The organism is Leptolyngbya sp. BL0902 (assembly GCF_016403105.1).
Lineage (GTDB): Bacteria > Cyanobacteriota > Cyanobacteriia > Phormidesmidales > Phormidesmidaceae > Nodosilinea.
Genome location: NZ_CP046155.1, coordinates 2,356,587 through 2,371,814, shown reverse-complemented (window position 1 = coordinate 2,371,814; position 15,228 = coordinate 2,356,587). Strand labels below are relative to the sequence as shown.

At 58.7% G+C, this 15,228-nt stretch carries 15 protein-coding genes; 11 read left to right on the top strand and 4 right to left on the bottom strand.

What is annotated here, in order from left to right; all coding sequences use genetic code 11:
- Positions 1–78: 78 nt before the first annotated feature.
- The 4 genes from GFS31_RS10520 to asnS all read left to right on the top strand — a co-directional run bounded on the left by GFS31_RS10520 (position 79) and on the right by asnS (position 3,063).
- The gene (locus tag GFS31_RS10520) at positions 79–318 is read left to right on the top strand and encodes a hypothetical protein (RefSeq protein WP_198804789.1); all 240 of its coding nucleotides are present in this window, start codon (positions 79–81) and stop codon (positions 316–318) included.
- Positions 311–655, top strand: a complete 345-nt coding sequence (locus GFS31_RS10515; RefSeq protein WP_198804788.1) for a type II toxin-antitoxin system RelE family toxin — start codon at positions 311–313, stop codon at positions 653–655. The genes GFS31_RS10520 and GFS31_RS10515 overlap by 8 nt, the downstream gene beginning before the upstream one ends.
- A 249-nt stretch (positions 656–904) precedes the next feature.
- Complete coding sequence (deoC, locus tag GFS31_RS10510) at positions 905–1,588, top strand: deoxyribose-phosphate aldolase (protein WP_198804787.1); 684 nt, start codon at positions 905–907, stop codon at positions 1,586–1,588.
- Between the two features lie 89 nt (positions 1,589–1,677).
- Positions 1,678–3,063, top strand: coding sequence for an asparagine--tRNA ligase (asnS, locus tag GFS31_RS10505; RefSeq protein WP_198804786.1), 1,386 nt, complete (start codon positions 1,678–1,680; stop codon positions 3,061–3,063).
- A 120-nt stretch (positions 3,064–3,183) separates the two neighbouring features.
- On the opposite strand, the gene GFS31_RS10500 is transcribed toward asnS, so the two are convergent.
- From GFS31_RS10500 to GFS31_RS10490, 3 genes are read right to left on the bottom strand one after another with little or no spacing between them, the layout of a single operon-like run.
- Positions 3,184–4,389: an aspartate aminotransferase gene (locus GFS31_RS10500; RefSeq protein WP_198804785.1), complete on the bottom strand. Its 1,206-nt coding sequence runs from the start codon at positions 4,387–4,389 to the stop codon at positions 3,184–3,186.
- Positions 4,390–4,391: 2 nt separating this feature from the next.
- The gene (locus GFS31_RS10495; protein WP_198804784.1) at positions 4,392–5,546 is read right to left on the bottom strand and encodes an iron-containing alcohol dehydrogenase family protein; all 1,155 of its coding nucleotides are present in this window, start codon (positions 5,544–5,546) and stop codon (positions 4,392–4,394) included.
- 50 nt (positions 5,547–5,596) lie between these two features.
- Positions 5,597–6,091 carry a Ycf51 family protein gene (locus tag GFS31_RS10490; RefSeq protein ID WP_198804783.1) on the bottom strand — a complete coding sequence of 165 codons (495 nt, stop codon included), beginning with the start codon at positions 6,089–6,091 and terminating at the stop codon, positions 5,597–5,599.
- A 319-nt stretch (positions 6,092–6,410) separates the two neighbouring features.
- Here GFS31_RS10490 and GFS31_RS10485 point away from each other — a divergent pair, with 319 nt between their 5' ends.
- From GFS31_RS10485 to GFS31_RS10470, 4 genes are all read left to right on the top strand, one after another.
- Entirely contained in the window at positions 6,411–6,950 is a 540-nt protein-coding gene (locus GFS31_RS10485; RefSeq protein WP_198804782.1) for a hypothetical protein, read from the top strand.
- 200 nt (positions 6,951–7,150) lie between these two features.
- The gene (hetR, locus tag GFS31_RS10480; protein WP_198804781.1) at positions 7,151–8,083 is read left to right on the top strand and encodes a heterocyst differentiation control protein; all 933 of its coding nucleotides are present in this window, start codon (positions 7,151–7,153) and stop codon (positions 8,081–8,083) included.
- A gap of 132 nt (positions 8,084–8,215) precedes the next feature.
- Complete coding sequence (locus GFS31_RS10475; RefSeq protein WP_198804780.1) at positions 8,216–9,781, top strand: peptide ligase PGM1-related protein; 1,566 nt, start codon at positions 8,216–8,218, stop codon at positions 9,779–9,781.
- Positions 9,782–9,889: 108 nt separating this feature from the next.
- Entirely contained in the window at positions 9,890–11,896 is a 2,007-nt protein-coding gene (locus GFS31_RS10470) for an alpha/beta hydrolase (RefSeq protein ID WP_198804779.1), read from the top strand.
- A 55-nt stretch (positions 11,897–11,951) separates the two neighbouring features.
- On the opposite strand, the gene puuE is transcribed toward GFS31_RS10470, so the two are convergent.
- Positions 11,952–12,872 carry an allantoinase PuuE gene (gene puuE, locus GFS31_RS10465; protein WP_198804778.1) on the bottom strand — a complete coding sequence of 307 codons (921 nt, stop codon included), beginning with the start codon at positions 12,870–12,872 and terminating at the stop codon, positions 11,952–11,954.
- Positions 12,873–13,062: 190 nt separating this feature from the next.
- Between puuE and GFS31_RS10460 the strand changes: the two genes are divergently transcribed.
- From GFS31_RS10460 to GFS31_RS10450, 3 genes are all read left to right on the top strand, one after another.
- On the top strand, positions 13,063–13,839 hold the full coding sequence (locus tag GFS31_RS10460; RefSeq protein WP_198804777.1) for a phosphoadenylyl-sulfate reductase: 777 nt from the start codon (positions 13,063–13,065) through the stop codon (positions 13,837–13,839).
- 283 nt (positions 13,840–14,122) lie between these two features.
- Entirely contained in the window at positions 14,123–14,446 is a 324-nt protein-coding gene (locus tag GFS31_RS10455) for a phasin family protein (protein WP_198804776.1), read from the top strand.
- A 70-nt stretch (positions 14,447–14,516) separates the two neighbouring features.
- Positions 14,517–15,206: a MarC family protein gene (locus tag GFS31_RS10450; RefSeq protein WP_225907377.1), complete on the top strand. Its 690-nt coding sequence runs from the start codon at positions 14,517–14,519 to the stop codon at positions 15,204–15,206.
- The last annotated feature ends 22 nt before the right edge of the window (positions 15,207–15,228 follow it).

The following is a 15,228-nucleotide window of genomic DNA, read 5'->3' as shown; positions in this document are numbered from 1 at the left end:
CACTTCTCAATTATAGAAAAGCTCAAACTGACTTGGACTCTGATTGAAAACAACAACTAAAATCATAGCGGAGTAAATATGAAAGCATTAAAAGTTATGGGGACAATTGATGAGCAAGGACAGATCACCTTAGATCAACCTCTCGTTATCGATAGAAATAGTCGTGTAGAGGTTATTGTCTTAATTCCAGAGATAACCGATGATGATGAACCTTCGCAAGCAGATTTATTGGAAGACTTTAAGCAAGCTTGGCACGAAGCTATGACAGACCAAACCATTCCTGCGTCTCAACTTTGGGAAGGTCTAGAAAATGACTGACCAGCCCAGAGTTCAAGTTGAAGCCTCACCTACCTTTAACCATAATCTTCGCAAACTTGCCAAGAAATATCGCCGCATTCAAGATGATATTAAGCCGATTATTGCAAAGCTTGAAAGAGGACAGTTACCTGGGGATCAAATTCCTGGAATTGGCTATTCTGTTTTCAATCTGAGAGTCAAAAACAGTGATTTTCAAAAAGGAAAAAGCGGCGGATATCGTCTTATTTATTACGTCAAAGCAGAGACGGGGATTATCTTATTAACGATTTACGCAAAATCTGAGCAAGTCGATATTACACCTAATGATATTCAGAGCATTATCGAAAGCTCTGAATAAAAGAATCAGTTCAATGTTCTCAAAGAGAATAACTAAAATGGCTCTTCCCGTAAAACTTCCCGCAGGTTTTCCTTGATCAATGCCTTCAGATCTTGGGAACTTAGAGCTTCTGTAAATTCCATCTGAATCATCCTAGTACCTTGACCTCTACCCTCATTCAGCCGCAATCTGCACGATGTCCATGGGCGACTCTCCGTGTCCGTGTAGGATCATCCAAGTAGGCGCGTATCACCCCACGGAGACAGCCCCATGGTTCAAGGACTCTTTTCCACCCCCGACACCATCGACCTCGCCCCCCTGATTGACCATACGCTGCTGGTGCCCACCGCCACCCCCGACCAAGTGGCCCAGTGGTGCGATGAGGCCGACCGCTACGGGTTTGCCGCTGTCTGCGTCTACCCAACCTATGTGCGGCAGGCGCGGGATCGGCTCCACCAGCGCCCGGTGCAGGTCTGCACGGTGATCGGCTTCCCCACCGGAGCCACGACTTCGGCCACCAAACTCTACGAAGCCCAGGAGGCCGTAGAAAATGGCGCGACGGAATTAGATGTCGTGATCAACCTCGGCTGGCTCAAATCCGGCCAGCACGACGCCATTCACAGGGAAATCGCCACCATCTGCGAAGAAACTGGACAGCCCGTCAAGGCCATCTTGGAAACGGCGGTGCTCACCCCCTCAGAAATTGCCCTGGCGGCGGAAATTTGCATGGATGCCGGAGTCTCCTTCCTCAAAACCAGCACCGGATGGCAGGGCGGGGCCACGGTGGAGGCCGTGCAGCAGTTAGCCGAACTTTCCAAAGGGCGGGTGGGCATCAAAGCCTCCGGGGGCATCCGCACCGCCGAACAAGCCCTCGCCATGGTGCAGGCTGGAGCCACCCGCATCGGCACCTCCTGGGGGCCAGATTTGGTCAAACAACAGCAGCAGGATCCTTGATTTTGTAGGATAAGGAATGGGCTAATCCAAGCACACTTCCTCCAATTCCTAATCTTCAATCCCTAACCCCTAACCCCCTGTACCCAACCATGCTACGTATTCGAGACATTCTGCACAGCGGCCAACCCGGTCAAGCCACCACCATCCAGGGCTGGGTTCGCACCAAGCGGGAGGGCAAGGGCATCACCTTTTTGGAGGTGAACGACGGCTCTTCCATGGCAGGGTTGCAGGTGGTGCTGAATGCCGACCTGGCCGACTACGACACGGTGGTGAAGGCGCTGACCACGGGATCGTCTGTCGAAATTAGCGGCGATCTGGTGGAATCCCCCGGTAAGGGGCAGCGGGTGGAGCTTCAGGGGCAGACCCTCACCGTTTTTGGCACGGCGGACGGGGAAACCTATCCCCTCCAGAAAAAGCGCCATTCCTTCGAGTTTCTGCGGAGTTTGGGCCACCTGCGTGCCCGCACCAACACCCTAGGGGCCGTCTTCCGGGTGCGAAATGCCTGCGCCCAAGCCATCCACCAGTTTTTCCAAGAGCGCGGCTTTGTGTGGATGCACACCCCCATCATCACCGCCAGCGATTGCGAAGGGGCGGGGGAAATGTTTGCGGTCACGGGGTTGGATCTCACCCAGGTGCCCAAAACCGCCGAGGGCAAGGTGGACTACAGCCAGGATTTCTTCGGAAAACCCGCCTATCTCACCGTCAGCGGTCAGTTGGAAGCCGAGATCATGGCTATGGCCTTCAAGGACGTCTACACCTTTGGCCCCACCTTCCGCGCCGAAAATTCCAACACCTCCCGTCACCTGGCCGAATTTTGGATGGTCGAGCCGGAAATGGCCTTCTGCGATCTGGTGGGCAACATGGACTTGGCCGAGGACTTCCTGAAGTACATCTTTAGCTCGGTGCTGAACGCCTGCCCGGAGGACATGGAGTTTTTCAACCAGCGCATCGACGATTCCGTCCTCGCCACCGCCGACAACATCATCTACAACACCTTCGAGCGCATTACCTACACCGAAGCGGTCAAGCTGCTGGAAAAGGCCGATAAATCCTTCGAGTTCCCCGTCCAGTGGGGCATTGACCTGCAATCCGAGCACGAGCGCTACCTGGCCGAAGACCTGTTCAAAAAGCCCGTCATCGTCACCGACTACCCCACGGGCATCAAGGCGTTTTATATGCGCCTCAACGACGGCGGCGAAACCGTCGCGGCTATGGATGTGCTGGCTCCAAAGGTGGGCGAAATCATCGGCGGTTCCCAGCGGGAGGAACGGCTGGATGTGCTAGAACGCCGCATTCAGGAGGCGGGTTTGCCCATCGAAGACTACTGGTGGTACCTGGATCTGCGTCGCTTTGGCACCGTGCCCCACGCCGGATTTGGCCTGGGGTTTGAACGGCTGGTACAGTTCATGACCGGAATGGGCAACATCCGCGATGTCATCCCCTTCCCCCGCACCCCCGACAGCATCGACTTTTAGCCGCCCTGGATTGTCCTCCAAGATTCGCAGATAGCCAGGGGCCGGGCCGCTGAGTAGCTCCACCAGCCTCCTGCCCCTGAACCGTCGTCCCCAGCGCCAGCGCCCCTAAGCCATAGTTGCCTAGACTGGGGCTGTCACCGCCGCATCGAACCGGAAGCCCGCCTTGCGAATGCGATCCATGGCTTCCCCCAGGCGGTCGCAGTCGGCGATCAGGCTGACGCGCACGTAGCCCTCGCCGCCGGGGCCAAAGGCGTTGCCGGGAGTGAGCACCACGCCCGTTTCTTGCAGCACGGAAAGGGCAAAGTCGGTGGAGGTGCTATCCAGAGGGCAGGGCACCCAGAGGTACATGGTGGCCTGGGGGCGATCCACCGTCCAGCCGAGGGAGGCGAATTCCTTAATCAAGAAGTCGCGGCGGGTGGAGTAGCGTTCTTGGACTTCGTGGAGGTAGTGGTCGGGCAGGGAGAGGGCCGTTTCAGCGGCCCGTTGCAGGGCGGCAAAGATGCCGTAGTCTAGGTTGGTTTTGAGGGTGCGGAGCCCTTGGATCACCTGGGAGTTGCCCACCACAAAGCCCACGCGCCATCCGGCCATGTTGTAGGTTTTGGAGAGGGTGTGGAACTCGACGCCGACCTCCTTGCCGCCGGGGATTTCCAGCAGGCTGGTGGGTTGGTAGCCGTCGAAGGCCAGTTCGGCGTAGCAGAGGTCGTGAACCAAAAGCACCTGGTAGCGGTGGGCAAACTCCACAGCGGCCTCAAAGAATTCGCGGGGGGCGGTGGCGGCGGTGGGGTTGCTGGGATAGTTAAAGAACAGCGCCTTGGCCCGTTTGGCCACTTCGGGGGGGATGGCGTCAAAGTCGATCAACCACTGATTTTCGGCGGTCAGGTGCAGGTGGTAGATGTCTCCTCCAGCAATGACGGGGCCGCGAAAGTGGGCGGGGTAGGCCGGGGTCGGCACCAGCACCAGGTCGCCCGGATTGATAAAGGCCATGGCCAGGTGGGTGATGCCTTCCTTGGAACCCAGCAGGGGCAAGGCCTCCGAGGAGGGATCCAACTGCACCCCGTAGCGGCGGGAGTACCAGTCGGTGATGGCGGTTCGGAAACTGGCGGTGCCCTCGAAGGGGGGGTAGCCGTGGGTGGCGGTGTCGGCGATGGCGCGTTGGGCTGCTTCGACTACAGGGGCGGGGGTGGGGCCATCGGGGTTGCCCATGCCCAGGTCAATCAAGTCGAGGCCCTGTTCGCGGGCGCGGGCTTTGAGTTCGTCGAGGCGAGCAAAGACGTAGGGGGGCAGGGAATTAATGCGCTGGGCGGGCTGGAGCCAACTAAGGGTCATGGCTATACCTCCGAGGGAGCCGTAGATGGAGATGAGGATGGGCGGGGGCGTTCCCGCAGTTCGGGGCAGAGGGGCGACACCATCGCCGCCAGCAGGGCATCGGGGGATACCGTGAAGGGCAGGTGGTGAATGTCGGAACCTTCCCGGCAGGCAAAGTCCGCCGCCTGCTGAAGGTCGGCCAGGGTGGCGTTCCCCAGGCCCAGATCCGCCAGGGTTTGGGGCAATCCGGTGGCGCGGTAGAACTGAATGAGCTGCTGCCGCGCCGCCGTGGCCAGAGAAGACTTGCCGCCCATTTCCTCTAGCCGAAGCTGCACCAGGATGCCGTAGGCCACCTTTTCGCCGTGGAGGGCGTCGTGGCAGGCGGGCAGTTGGGTGAGGCCATTATGCACCGCGTGGGCCGCCACGGTACGACACTGGGCACCGCCCACGCCGCCAATGACTCCGGCCAGCAACACCGTGGCATCCACCACTTCCCGCCATTCGGGGCCACCCCACTGACGCAACGCCGCTGGCGTTTTTTGGAACAAAATATCCCGCAGCACCCGCCCCTGCTGCACCGCCGAAATAATCAGGGTTTGGTCGGAAGACCCACTGCTCACCGAGGCTTCGTACCACTTGGCCAAGCCATCGCCAATGCCTGCCACCAGGGTGCGCGGCGGCGAGGTGCGAATCAGGGCGTAGTCCAAAATCAGCCGATCTGGGCAGCGATCCAGCGCCACATCGTAACGAAAGGCTCCGGCTTCGGAATACACGTTCGACAACGCCGTCCACGCCGCACAGGTCGCCCCCGAAGTCGGCACTGTCACCACCGGACAGCGCCGTTGATGGGCCAGCAGTTTCGCCGTATCCAGCGCCTTACCGCCGCCCACCCCAATCACCACATCGGTTTGGTGATCTTGGGCAATGCCGCGCAACCGTTCTAGGGTGGCTTCACTACAGTCGCGGCCATAGTCGGCGGTGTGGGGCGTCAGTCCGGCCTGGGTGAGGGACTCGATTAGCGGTTGCATCCGGGGCAAACTGTGTTGTCCACCCACCACTAGGGGATGTTGCCCTAGGGCGGCGATGGCTTCACCCTGGGTCGATAAAATGCCTTCTCCCCGCACCACCTGGGCCGGAGCAATGGCAAGGGTTGACGTTACGGAAAGGCTAGTCGTCATGGCTATACCCAGAACAGAGATACCTAGAACGTGGGGGTGTGAGGCGGGGGCTAGGCCAGGAGGTCGCGGTTAATCTGCACCTGATAGTCGAGGCCAGAGTCTTTGGGGGCGGGTTGCACTTGGCCGAGGTAAACCAGCCGAGACACGCCGTTGTCTCCATGCACAATGGCGCGGGCGCGAACGGTGGCGGTTTGGCCGGGAATGCCCAGGCGGTAGGGCTTGAACAGGTTGCTGGCGGCTTGGCGCAGGGTGGCGTCTAGCTCGGCTTCGGTGATGGCGTTGGGCACGGCAATCACAATTTGGCTAGAGCCGGAATCGTACACCGTGGTGTAGGGCAATGCGCCTTCAATCACCGTGCGGCTGAAGGGTTCAAAGCTGAGACCCAGCAGCCCCACCGTTAGCACCACCGCAAATCCCGCAGCCCCCACCAGGCGAAACCGAATGCCCCATTTAAAAACAAATCCAAGTCCGGCAATCACCGCGAGGGCAACCGTCCCAATCGCGGCCCATTGGGTAGCTTGCAAAAATTCGGCTGGTGTTGGCATAGCTCTATAGTGCAGATAGATTAACAAACATATCGCAGATAACGGGCCTTAGACTAGGGGCACCTTGCTTAGTCCACCGGGATTCTGACGGCTTTTCTCTACGTTATTCTGATCGTACCCTGTCCTTGGTACCTGGCTGGAGAATTGCCATCCCCCAGGTTTAGGGGCATTTCGAGACAATCCATGCCCCCAGAACCTTGTAAAGCCGACCAAGACGCGGTAAAACTTGAAGCCGTACTGAATGGATGACGGGATGGCGGTAGCTATGATGACAGCAGCAAAGGGGTCAATCCAGAGGGGTGCGCGTCATCGAGGCCTGATGCTAGGGGCATTGGCGGCCCTGGTGCTGACGGGCTGTGGGTCATCCAAGGTGGCTCAGTGCAACAATCTGGCATCGGTGGTAAACCAAACTCAAACCTTCATGCCGGAGTTTGAAACCGACATCCAAGCCTTTAGTGAACAAGCCGCCCAGGTCAGAAATCTAGACGATATTAAGGCGGCTGCCAGCCAGTACACGGCAGCCGTCGATAAGGTCGTGACCAACCTAGATACCCTAGTGAGCGATCTGGAGGCCATTTCTCTGCGGGATGAAACCCTAGAAGCCTTTCGAGCGGACTATATCGGTGTGGTGCAGGGCTTCAGCAGCGCCCTAGAGGAAGCCAGTCGGGCCATGGATATGGTGGTGACGGTGGCCTCAGAGGATGACTTGCCCGCGACTATCGAAGCCTCTCAGCAGCAGACGGTAGATGCCGTTGCCGCCATTGAGACCCTATCCCAAACGGAAGCGACGCTCATTGCTGAGGTGAATGCCTACTGTGGCGCAACCCAGGCCCCCGATGCCCCACCCGCGCAACAGTAGATCGTCGGTGTCGTCGGGCATAGATGGCCAGTGTAGATCGTCTACCAGACAGATATCACCAGCCTGTGGATCGCTGCAAAAGGGCCTGCGGGGGTAAGGTTCACGGTATATTATTAGCCCTGGGGGCCGCATGGAGTTTCAGAGGCACGGCCTGATTGACATTACATTTTCCCACTCCGCCCGATGGTAGTAGTTCTATCGTGAGTCAGCCGTCTCAACTTCCTCCCGATCAAATTCGGCAAATACTCGCCCAGGTGGTTGAAAACAGCCCCGCCGACTGGATCTTGCTTTATCTGGCCATGGGCACGATGAAAATGGGAGGGCACCGCTACGGCGCTTTTTTGGATGCGGCTACCACAGCGGCCAAACTTGCCATCTACAGCAGTTTTTTGGAATGCGGGCAAAACATCCGCAAAACGGGCTTTTTGTACCATGTCGAGCCCAAGCGGGTGAAGGCCATTGTGCAGGAAATTCAGACCGCCGTAGCCGAAGGCCAAAGCCTGAAGGTCTTGAATTCTAAGGAACCCTACTACCTCATTGCCCTGCCGTTTTTGTGGCAGGAGGAGTTTCCCTGTGGGGCGCAGGAGTCGCGAGTACGGCAACCGGGCCTCACTCCGGGCGAACGCAAAGCCATTGAAGACAGCCTGCCTCCCGGTGCGCCCAAGGCCCGCATCCTAGACCAAGTGGCGTTCCATGAACTGATCGAAAAGCTCCATGATCTGTCCCAGAAGGAACTCCCTGCTGCTCAGCGGATGCCCTTCAGCGATGCCCTGATGATGCACATTAAGTTTCGGCTGCTGCATTCGGGCACGGTGCTGCAAGTGGATTCGCCCCTAGTGGATATCCCCCTCTACGCCTTGGCTAGCGAATCCTATGCGCCCAAGGATGAGCGGGAACGCGCCTTCGCCATGATTGACGACGTGGCCCGCTACTTCAGCATTTTGCAGGCTTGGGTGCGTAGCGAAGAGGGCGTGCTGCGCGGGGTGGAGGTGTTTGATATTAACCTCGACCACCGCCAAGAGGCGCTTCAGGAGTTGGATGTGCTGCTGCGTACTTGGGCCGACAAGTACCACCAGGAGGGCGGCTATCCGATGGTGCTTCAGTTTGCGGCGGGCACCCGTGAGGGCGACTAGTCCGGGCGGGTTTGGGCTTTAGGTTGCCTAAGCCGTTGTGGATCTAAGGCCGTTTAGGCAGATTGGTTGGGGGTGATCCCCTATACTCAGGGCAGCGTTTCGGGTGATGTTGGGCTGCGCCCAGGAGGAATCATGGTGTCGAGCAGATGGCCAACCACAGCACGCCCTGACGCCCCGACCAGCCGATTTCAGCAGCTTCAGCGGCAGTTGCGCCAGCGCTGGTGTTCTGCCGACACCTTTGACACCGAAGAGCGACAGATTGTGGTGGTGCCCTCCCTCAGCCTCAACCAGGAGGAACTGCAAAAGGTGGAAGGGGTAAATTATTATGAAGAGCGGCTGCTGTTTTCCCTGATTCGGCTGCGTAATCCCAACACTCGGATTATCTACCTCACCTCCCAGCCCCTGCACCCCAGCATTGTGGATTACTACCTGGAGCTGCTGCCGGGAATTCCTAGCTCCCATGCGCGGGAACGGCTGACCCTGTTGGCCACCTACGACAGTTCCCAAAAGCCCCTGACCCAAAAAATCCTGGAGCGTCCCCGATTGCTGGAGCGAATCCGGCGGCGTCTCGATCCGCAGCGGGCCTATATCACCTGCTACAACGCAACGAGTTTAGAGCAGCAACTGTCCCTCGCCCTGGATATTCCCCTGCTGGCGGTGGATCCAGATTTGCTGGGCTGGGGCACCAAAAGCGGCAGTCGAGAAATCTTCAAACGCTGCGGCATTCCCCACCCACCGGGCAGCGATCTGGTGTTTTCTGAAGCCGATCTGGCCGCTGCCATGGCCGATGTGTGGGAGCAGGTGCCCGATTTGCAGCGCATGGTGATCAAGCTAGACGAGGGCTTCTCTGGCGAGGGCAACGCCATTATGGATCTGCGCCCCCTGGCGGCCATTGCCCCCGGCACCGTAGGCACAGCGGCCCGCACCCAGGCGCTTCAGGAGGCCCTCCAGCACCTCAGTTTTCAGTGTGCAACGGAAGCTTGGCCCCACTTTTCCCAAAAGATCCACCAACTGGGGGCCATCGCCGAAGCGTTTATTGAGGGCGATCATAAGCAATCTCCCAGCGTGCAGGGCCGGATTACGCCCCTGGGTACCGTGGAAATTCTCTCCACCCACGACCAAGAACTGGGCGGCCCCGATGGCCAAATTTTTCTGGGCTGTTCCTTTCCGGCCCGGTCAGACTATCGGCTGGATATTCAGGCCATGGGCCAACGCATCGGTGAAGAACTGGCGGCCCAGGGTGCCCTAGAACGCTACGGGGTCGATTTCATTGCCGTGCGCCAGGGCGATCCAGATCAGCCCACCTGGGATCTCCAGGCCATTGAAATCAACCTGCGTAAGGGCGGCACCACCCATCCCCTGATGGCGATGAAAATGCTCACCGAGGGGCGCTTTCACCCAGAGGACGGTCTGTTCTACACCAAGCAGGAGCAGGTACGCTATTACCGAGCCTCAGATAATTTGCAAAAGCCCCAGTATCGTGGCCTGCTGCCCAGTGATTTGATGGACATCATCGTCACTAACCGCCTCCACTTCAACTCGATTTTGGGCGTGGGTGCGGCCTTTCACCTGATGGGCTGTCTGTCGGAGTACGGCAAACTGGGCCTCACCTGCATTGGCACCAGCCCCGCCCACGCCAACGAAATCTACGACCAAGTGGTGTCTGCCCTCGACGACGCCACCCAGGGCCAAGACTAGCCTACATTTCGTAAATCGAAGGGGTGCCAACGAGAAGGGGTCGGCTACCCTGGGAACAACGGGGGATGCCCCGATGGGTTCCACGGTTGTTGTTTGTGGGGTGCGTCTATGGCGTCTATGCTGCCATTCAGTATTCAAAAGTTTGTCTTTCAGCCAGAGGGCCACGCAACCATTGTCGAGATGGACGACACCCAGGGGATTCCAGGCCGCATCCCTGGCTACTTTGTGATGAGTAGCGCCCCTCCCAATATTGACCCTGAAGAGGAAAAAGCTCCTCCCAAGCAGCGCCCTGGGACGCGGGGTATCCAGAAGCCCCAGGATGAGCGGCCCAAATTGACCCCAGCCCAGCAGCAGGACTATGCCCAGCAAGGGGTAAATGCCATTGCCGATCACCTCCATCGCATGATGACCACCCATCCTGAGGGCACCGCCGAACTGGTGATTACGGTGCATGGCTACAACACCAGTCGCAGCGGGGTGGAGGCTTGGTATAAGAACATTTTTAAGTATGTAAACCGCCATGATGAGAGCATTGCCACTCACCCCAATCGGGTGTTTGTTGGCTATCGTTGGCCTTCGGAAAATGTGAAACTCAGCCGACTCTCTGAAGCCCTATGGGCCTTGCCGCCTCTGCCCCGCGACATTTTGATCACCGGGACTGTTGGCCTAGTGCTGCTGGTGGTGTTCTATTTTCAGCCCTGGGGTGCAACCCTGTGGAGTGGGCTGCTGGCGGTGGTGTTTGGGCTGGCTGCGGCTCTGGGGCTGCTGATGTTTGCCCTGGTGGTGCTGCGGCTGGTGGTCTATTTTCGGGATAACTACCGCGCCAATAACTTTGGGGTGCTGGATCTGGTTGAACTGCTGCGCCAAATTGACCACGCCCTGGTGGAGCGCACCGCCGCCGAGATGTTTCCTGGCATGGCCTACGGGAGCCCCGTGGATCAGGCCAAAGCCATGGCCCAGGCGAAGGGCTATTGGTCAAGGCGCAACCAAAAGAATAAGGTCAAGCTCAGCTTTATTGGCCACAGCATGGGGGCGTTTGTGGTCACGAATGTGGTGCGGATTTTGTCGGACGTGTTTGATAACAGCTCCATCAGCCAGCGCCCCGACAGCAATGTGGGGGATGTGTTTCGGCTAGAGCGTTTGGTGCTGGCTTCCCCCGATATTCCCGTGCTGACGATTGTCACCAGTCGGGCCAACTTTCTGGCCTCGTCCCTGCGGCGATTCTCCGAGTCCTACCTGTTTTCCAGCGAAGGCGACGTTGCTCTGCGGTTGGCCTCCACCGCCGCCAACTATATTGCCTTCCCCAGCCGCTCCCAGGCCAGGGGCTATCGCTTGGGCAACGTGGCGCTGAAATCCCCCTCCGACAGCGCCGCCGATAGTGCCTCTAACAATGGCTTTATTAACCTGAACGCCCTCGACAACCTGTTCAAGAAGAACGCACCCAAGAAGAAGGCATCATCAGAGGAGTCCATTGCCCCGGCGACCGCCCAGGCCCCGGCGACAGAAAATGTTATGCAATACCTCTTCCTCACCTTCCAGCGGTTCCGGGCCAATAAGGTCGTCACCCTGGCCGATTTGTTCAAAGATGAACCCTTCGGCGACAGCACCCAGGCCACCATCGCCGACCTGTTCACCTACTTTGACTGCACCGACTACGTAGACGTGCGCTACAACCCCGCCGACAACACTTGCTCTGCCCAAACCATGGGCCTGCTGACCCAGGCCAAAGGTAAACCCGTCCTCAAATCCTGGGATTACTTCCTGCTCACCCTCGACTATGCCCTGGGCAAGCGCGATGTTCACGGCGGCTATTTTGAAGGACAATTCACCCAGCAGATCCTCTACAGGCTGGCCTTTTTGGGCTTTGGCGGCTACCTCCAAACCCTCGATGCCGACCCCCACGTGGCCCTCAGCCAGCTTCATTTGGCCTGCCAAGACAAGGGCATCCAGGGCTATCTCTCCCCCTTCCGCTACCGGGTGGATATCCAGGGCGACAACCTAGAAGGGACGATGCGGGAGATGCTGCACGCCATCGAGCAAAACACCACCCCCGCCATGCTCTATCCCCGCCCGTCCCCAACTCCCGCCGCTGCCCAACCCTTGGGTAAGCCCTAGTTAGCCTGAGGTTGGGCTTACCCCAGAATCTCCATCCTTAGCAACCCTCTGACGCCTATATCCCCTGGGGGAAATGGTGCTGGTGCCAGTGGCGAGCGATGTCTAGCCGACGGCAAACCCAAACCCGCTCGTGGCCCTGCACGTAGTCCAAAAAGCGGGCAAGGGCGGCGGCGCGTCCGGGGCGTCCGGCCAGACGACAGTGCAGGCCAATGCTCATCATTTTGGGAGCTTCGTCTCCTTCGGTGTAGAGGGTGTCAAAGGCATCGCGCAGGTAGGCAAAGAACTGATCCCCTGAGTTAAACCCGGCGTAGGTGGCAAAGCGCATATCGTTGTTGTCGAGGGTGTAGGGGATGATCAGGTGGGGTTTGCCGTAGTCCAACGTCCAGTAGGGCAGATCGTCGGCGTAGCTGTCGGCATCGTAGAGAAAACCGCCTTCTTCGACGACCAGGGCGCGGGTGTTGGGGCTCATGCGGCCTTGGTAAAAGCCCAGGGGCCGAGTTCCCGCCACCTGGGTATGAATCTCCACCGCCTTGCGAATGTGCTCCCGCTCGGTCTCAGCGCCAACGTACTGATAGTCAATCCAGCGGTAGCCGTGGCTGGCAATTTCCCACCCGGCCTCGTTCATCGCGGCCACCGCCTCCGGGTTGCGGGCCATCGCCATCGCTACGCCGTAGACCGTCAGGGGTAGCCCTCGGCTGGTGAACAACCGATGCAGCCGCCAAAAGCCTGCCCGACTGCCGTACTCATACATCGACTCCATGTTCATATTGCGCACCCCCGGCAGCGGAGCCGCCCCCACCGTCTCCGACAAAAACGTTTCCGAGGCCGCATCGCCGTGGAGGATGCAGTTTTCGCTGCCCTCCTCGTAGTTGATGACAAACTGCACCGCAATGCGAGCATTCTCAGGCCAGTGGGGATGGGGCGGTGTCGGGCCATAGCCCATCAGATCGCGGGGGTAGGAGTGGGAGAAGGTCATAGCCGCTACTGTATACAATCTAATCAAGACGGATTTTAGGCCGAATTGGGGTGGGTTGGGCAGGGCAATCGCTGAGAACCCAACCAGCGCCACCCCTGGAGACAGCCGTGAAACGGGCCGAGGATCCAATCTGTCGTTGGCCAAGGAATCAGGATAAGGTAATAGACTAAGGCGCTTTAGGAGTCCACCGATGTCAGATGTCGCGCTATCGCCAAGCCCGCGTCCGGTTAGTCCTGCCCTCGATTTGGAGGCGGTGAATCGGCAGTGGGCCGATGCCGATGCGAGCAGCCTGGTGCAGTGGGGCTACGACACCTTTGGCGAGGGCCTGGTGCTGAGTACCAGCTTTGGCATCCAGTCGGCAGTGATGCTGCACTTGGTGACTCAGGTAGTGCCCAATATTCCTATCATTTGGGTCGATACCGGGTATCTGCCCGTAGAAACCTACCGTTTTGCCGAAGAACTCACCCAGCGGCTGCACCTGAATCTAAAAGTCTACCAATCTCCCCTCAGCCCCGCCCGCATGGAAGCCCTCTATGGTCGGCTGTGGGAGCAAAACGATGTGGAATCCTTCAACCGCTACGACCACATCCGCAAGGTAGAACCCATGCAGCGGGCGCTGACAGAACTAGGGGCCACCGCTTGGCTGGCAGGTCTGCGAGCCGACCAAACCGAACACCGCCGCACCCTTAGCCGAGTGGGCTTCCAGGGCGGACGCTACAAACTCATGCCCATCCTCCAGTGGACCTCCAAGCAGGTCTACCAATACCTGGTGGCCCACGACTTGCCCTACCATCCTCTCTTTGATAAAGGCTACGTCACCGTGGGCGATTGGCACTCTAGCCGCCCCATTTCTGCCAACGACAAAAACGAACGCGACACCCGATTCAAGGGCCTTAAGCAAGAATGCGGCCTGCACCTGCCCCAATCTCCCGAAGAAGCCGCCAGCCTGGATTCCAGCTCCCTGTAATCGGTTCCTGGGATCGGCAATGCCTGAGTTAGGTCATTCCCTGACAGCAACCATTCCTGGAATCGGCAACTTTGGATGAGGCCATATCTGGGGCCAAAAATCCCCACCCCAACGGTGATTCTGTTGGGACAAGGAAACATGGGCTATAGGCTATTCCCCATTCTCCCTGACCCACAGTACGGCTTTCAATACCTGAGCAATCCCGCAATCTTTGCCAGAATAGAGCCGTGGGTTGCCCAGAAGCCCGCGTTTACCCCATCCCTCGCGGAGGATAGCTTGACCTATGGATACCAACAACCTGCTCCGGCAACTGCTGATGATTGGCGTGGGCACCACTTCCCTAGTGGCCGAGCGGCTGAAGCAGGTGACGGAGGATTGGGTGCGGGAGGGCAAATTTAACCCAGAGCAGGCCAAGGGCTTTATGGATGACATGATGGCCCAGCTCAATGTCAATAATGCCGCCCTCGAAGACCAGTTTCAGCGGTTATTTCGCAATACCCTGCAAGATTTGGGCGTGCCCCGCCAGGCCGAAATGGACGAACTGCGTGGACGGCTAGATCGCCTAGAGCGACAAATGCGCGATCTCGAAAACCGCACCTGGAAGTAACCTGAAGGTATGACCAGTCGATCCCCAACTCCCTTGACGGCCCTGCGCTTGGCCCTCGCCCTCAATTCCGATGGATGCCATGACCGCCCAGCCCTTTTTTGATGTCGTGCTTGGCGGGATAGCGGCGCTGTTTCCGGTGGTAGATCCGGTTGGTGCTGTGCCTGTCTTCTTGGTGCTCACCGCCGGAGTTCCCAAGGATCTGCGCCATCGCTATGCCGTCACCATTGCCCGCAACGTGGTGCTGCTGCTGGTGGGGGCGCTGCTGATTGGCGGCAGCTTGCTCGACTTTTTCGGGGTTTCCCTCGCGGTGGTGCGCATTGCGGGGGGGATGGTGGTGTTCCACGCCGCCTGGAAAGCCATGAACTCCGACCCTAAACTCAATCAGGTGGATAACCAAGACGCCGCCCAACGATTGGATCAGCACCGGGACATTTCCTTTATGCCCATGACCATTCCTCTACTGGCGGGGCCGGGAGCGATTGCCGTCACCGTTGGCCTAGCGGCCCAAACCCGCACAGCTACGTCCTTACCCCTGGTGCTGCACCTGCTGGCGGCGGCTACGGCCATTGCCCTGGTGGGGCTGAGTATTTTTTTGGCCCTTCGCAGTTCCAGCCTGCTGCTGAAGATACTCGGCGCAAGCGGCATCCAGGCCATGAGCCGCCTGCTGGGGCTGTTTGTGATGGCCATTGGGGTGCAGCTTATCCTCAATGGGTTGGCCGACTGGCTCACCGACCTCAACCTCATTGGGTGGGCTCCATAGCGCCATGAATAACGCCATGGCT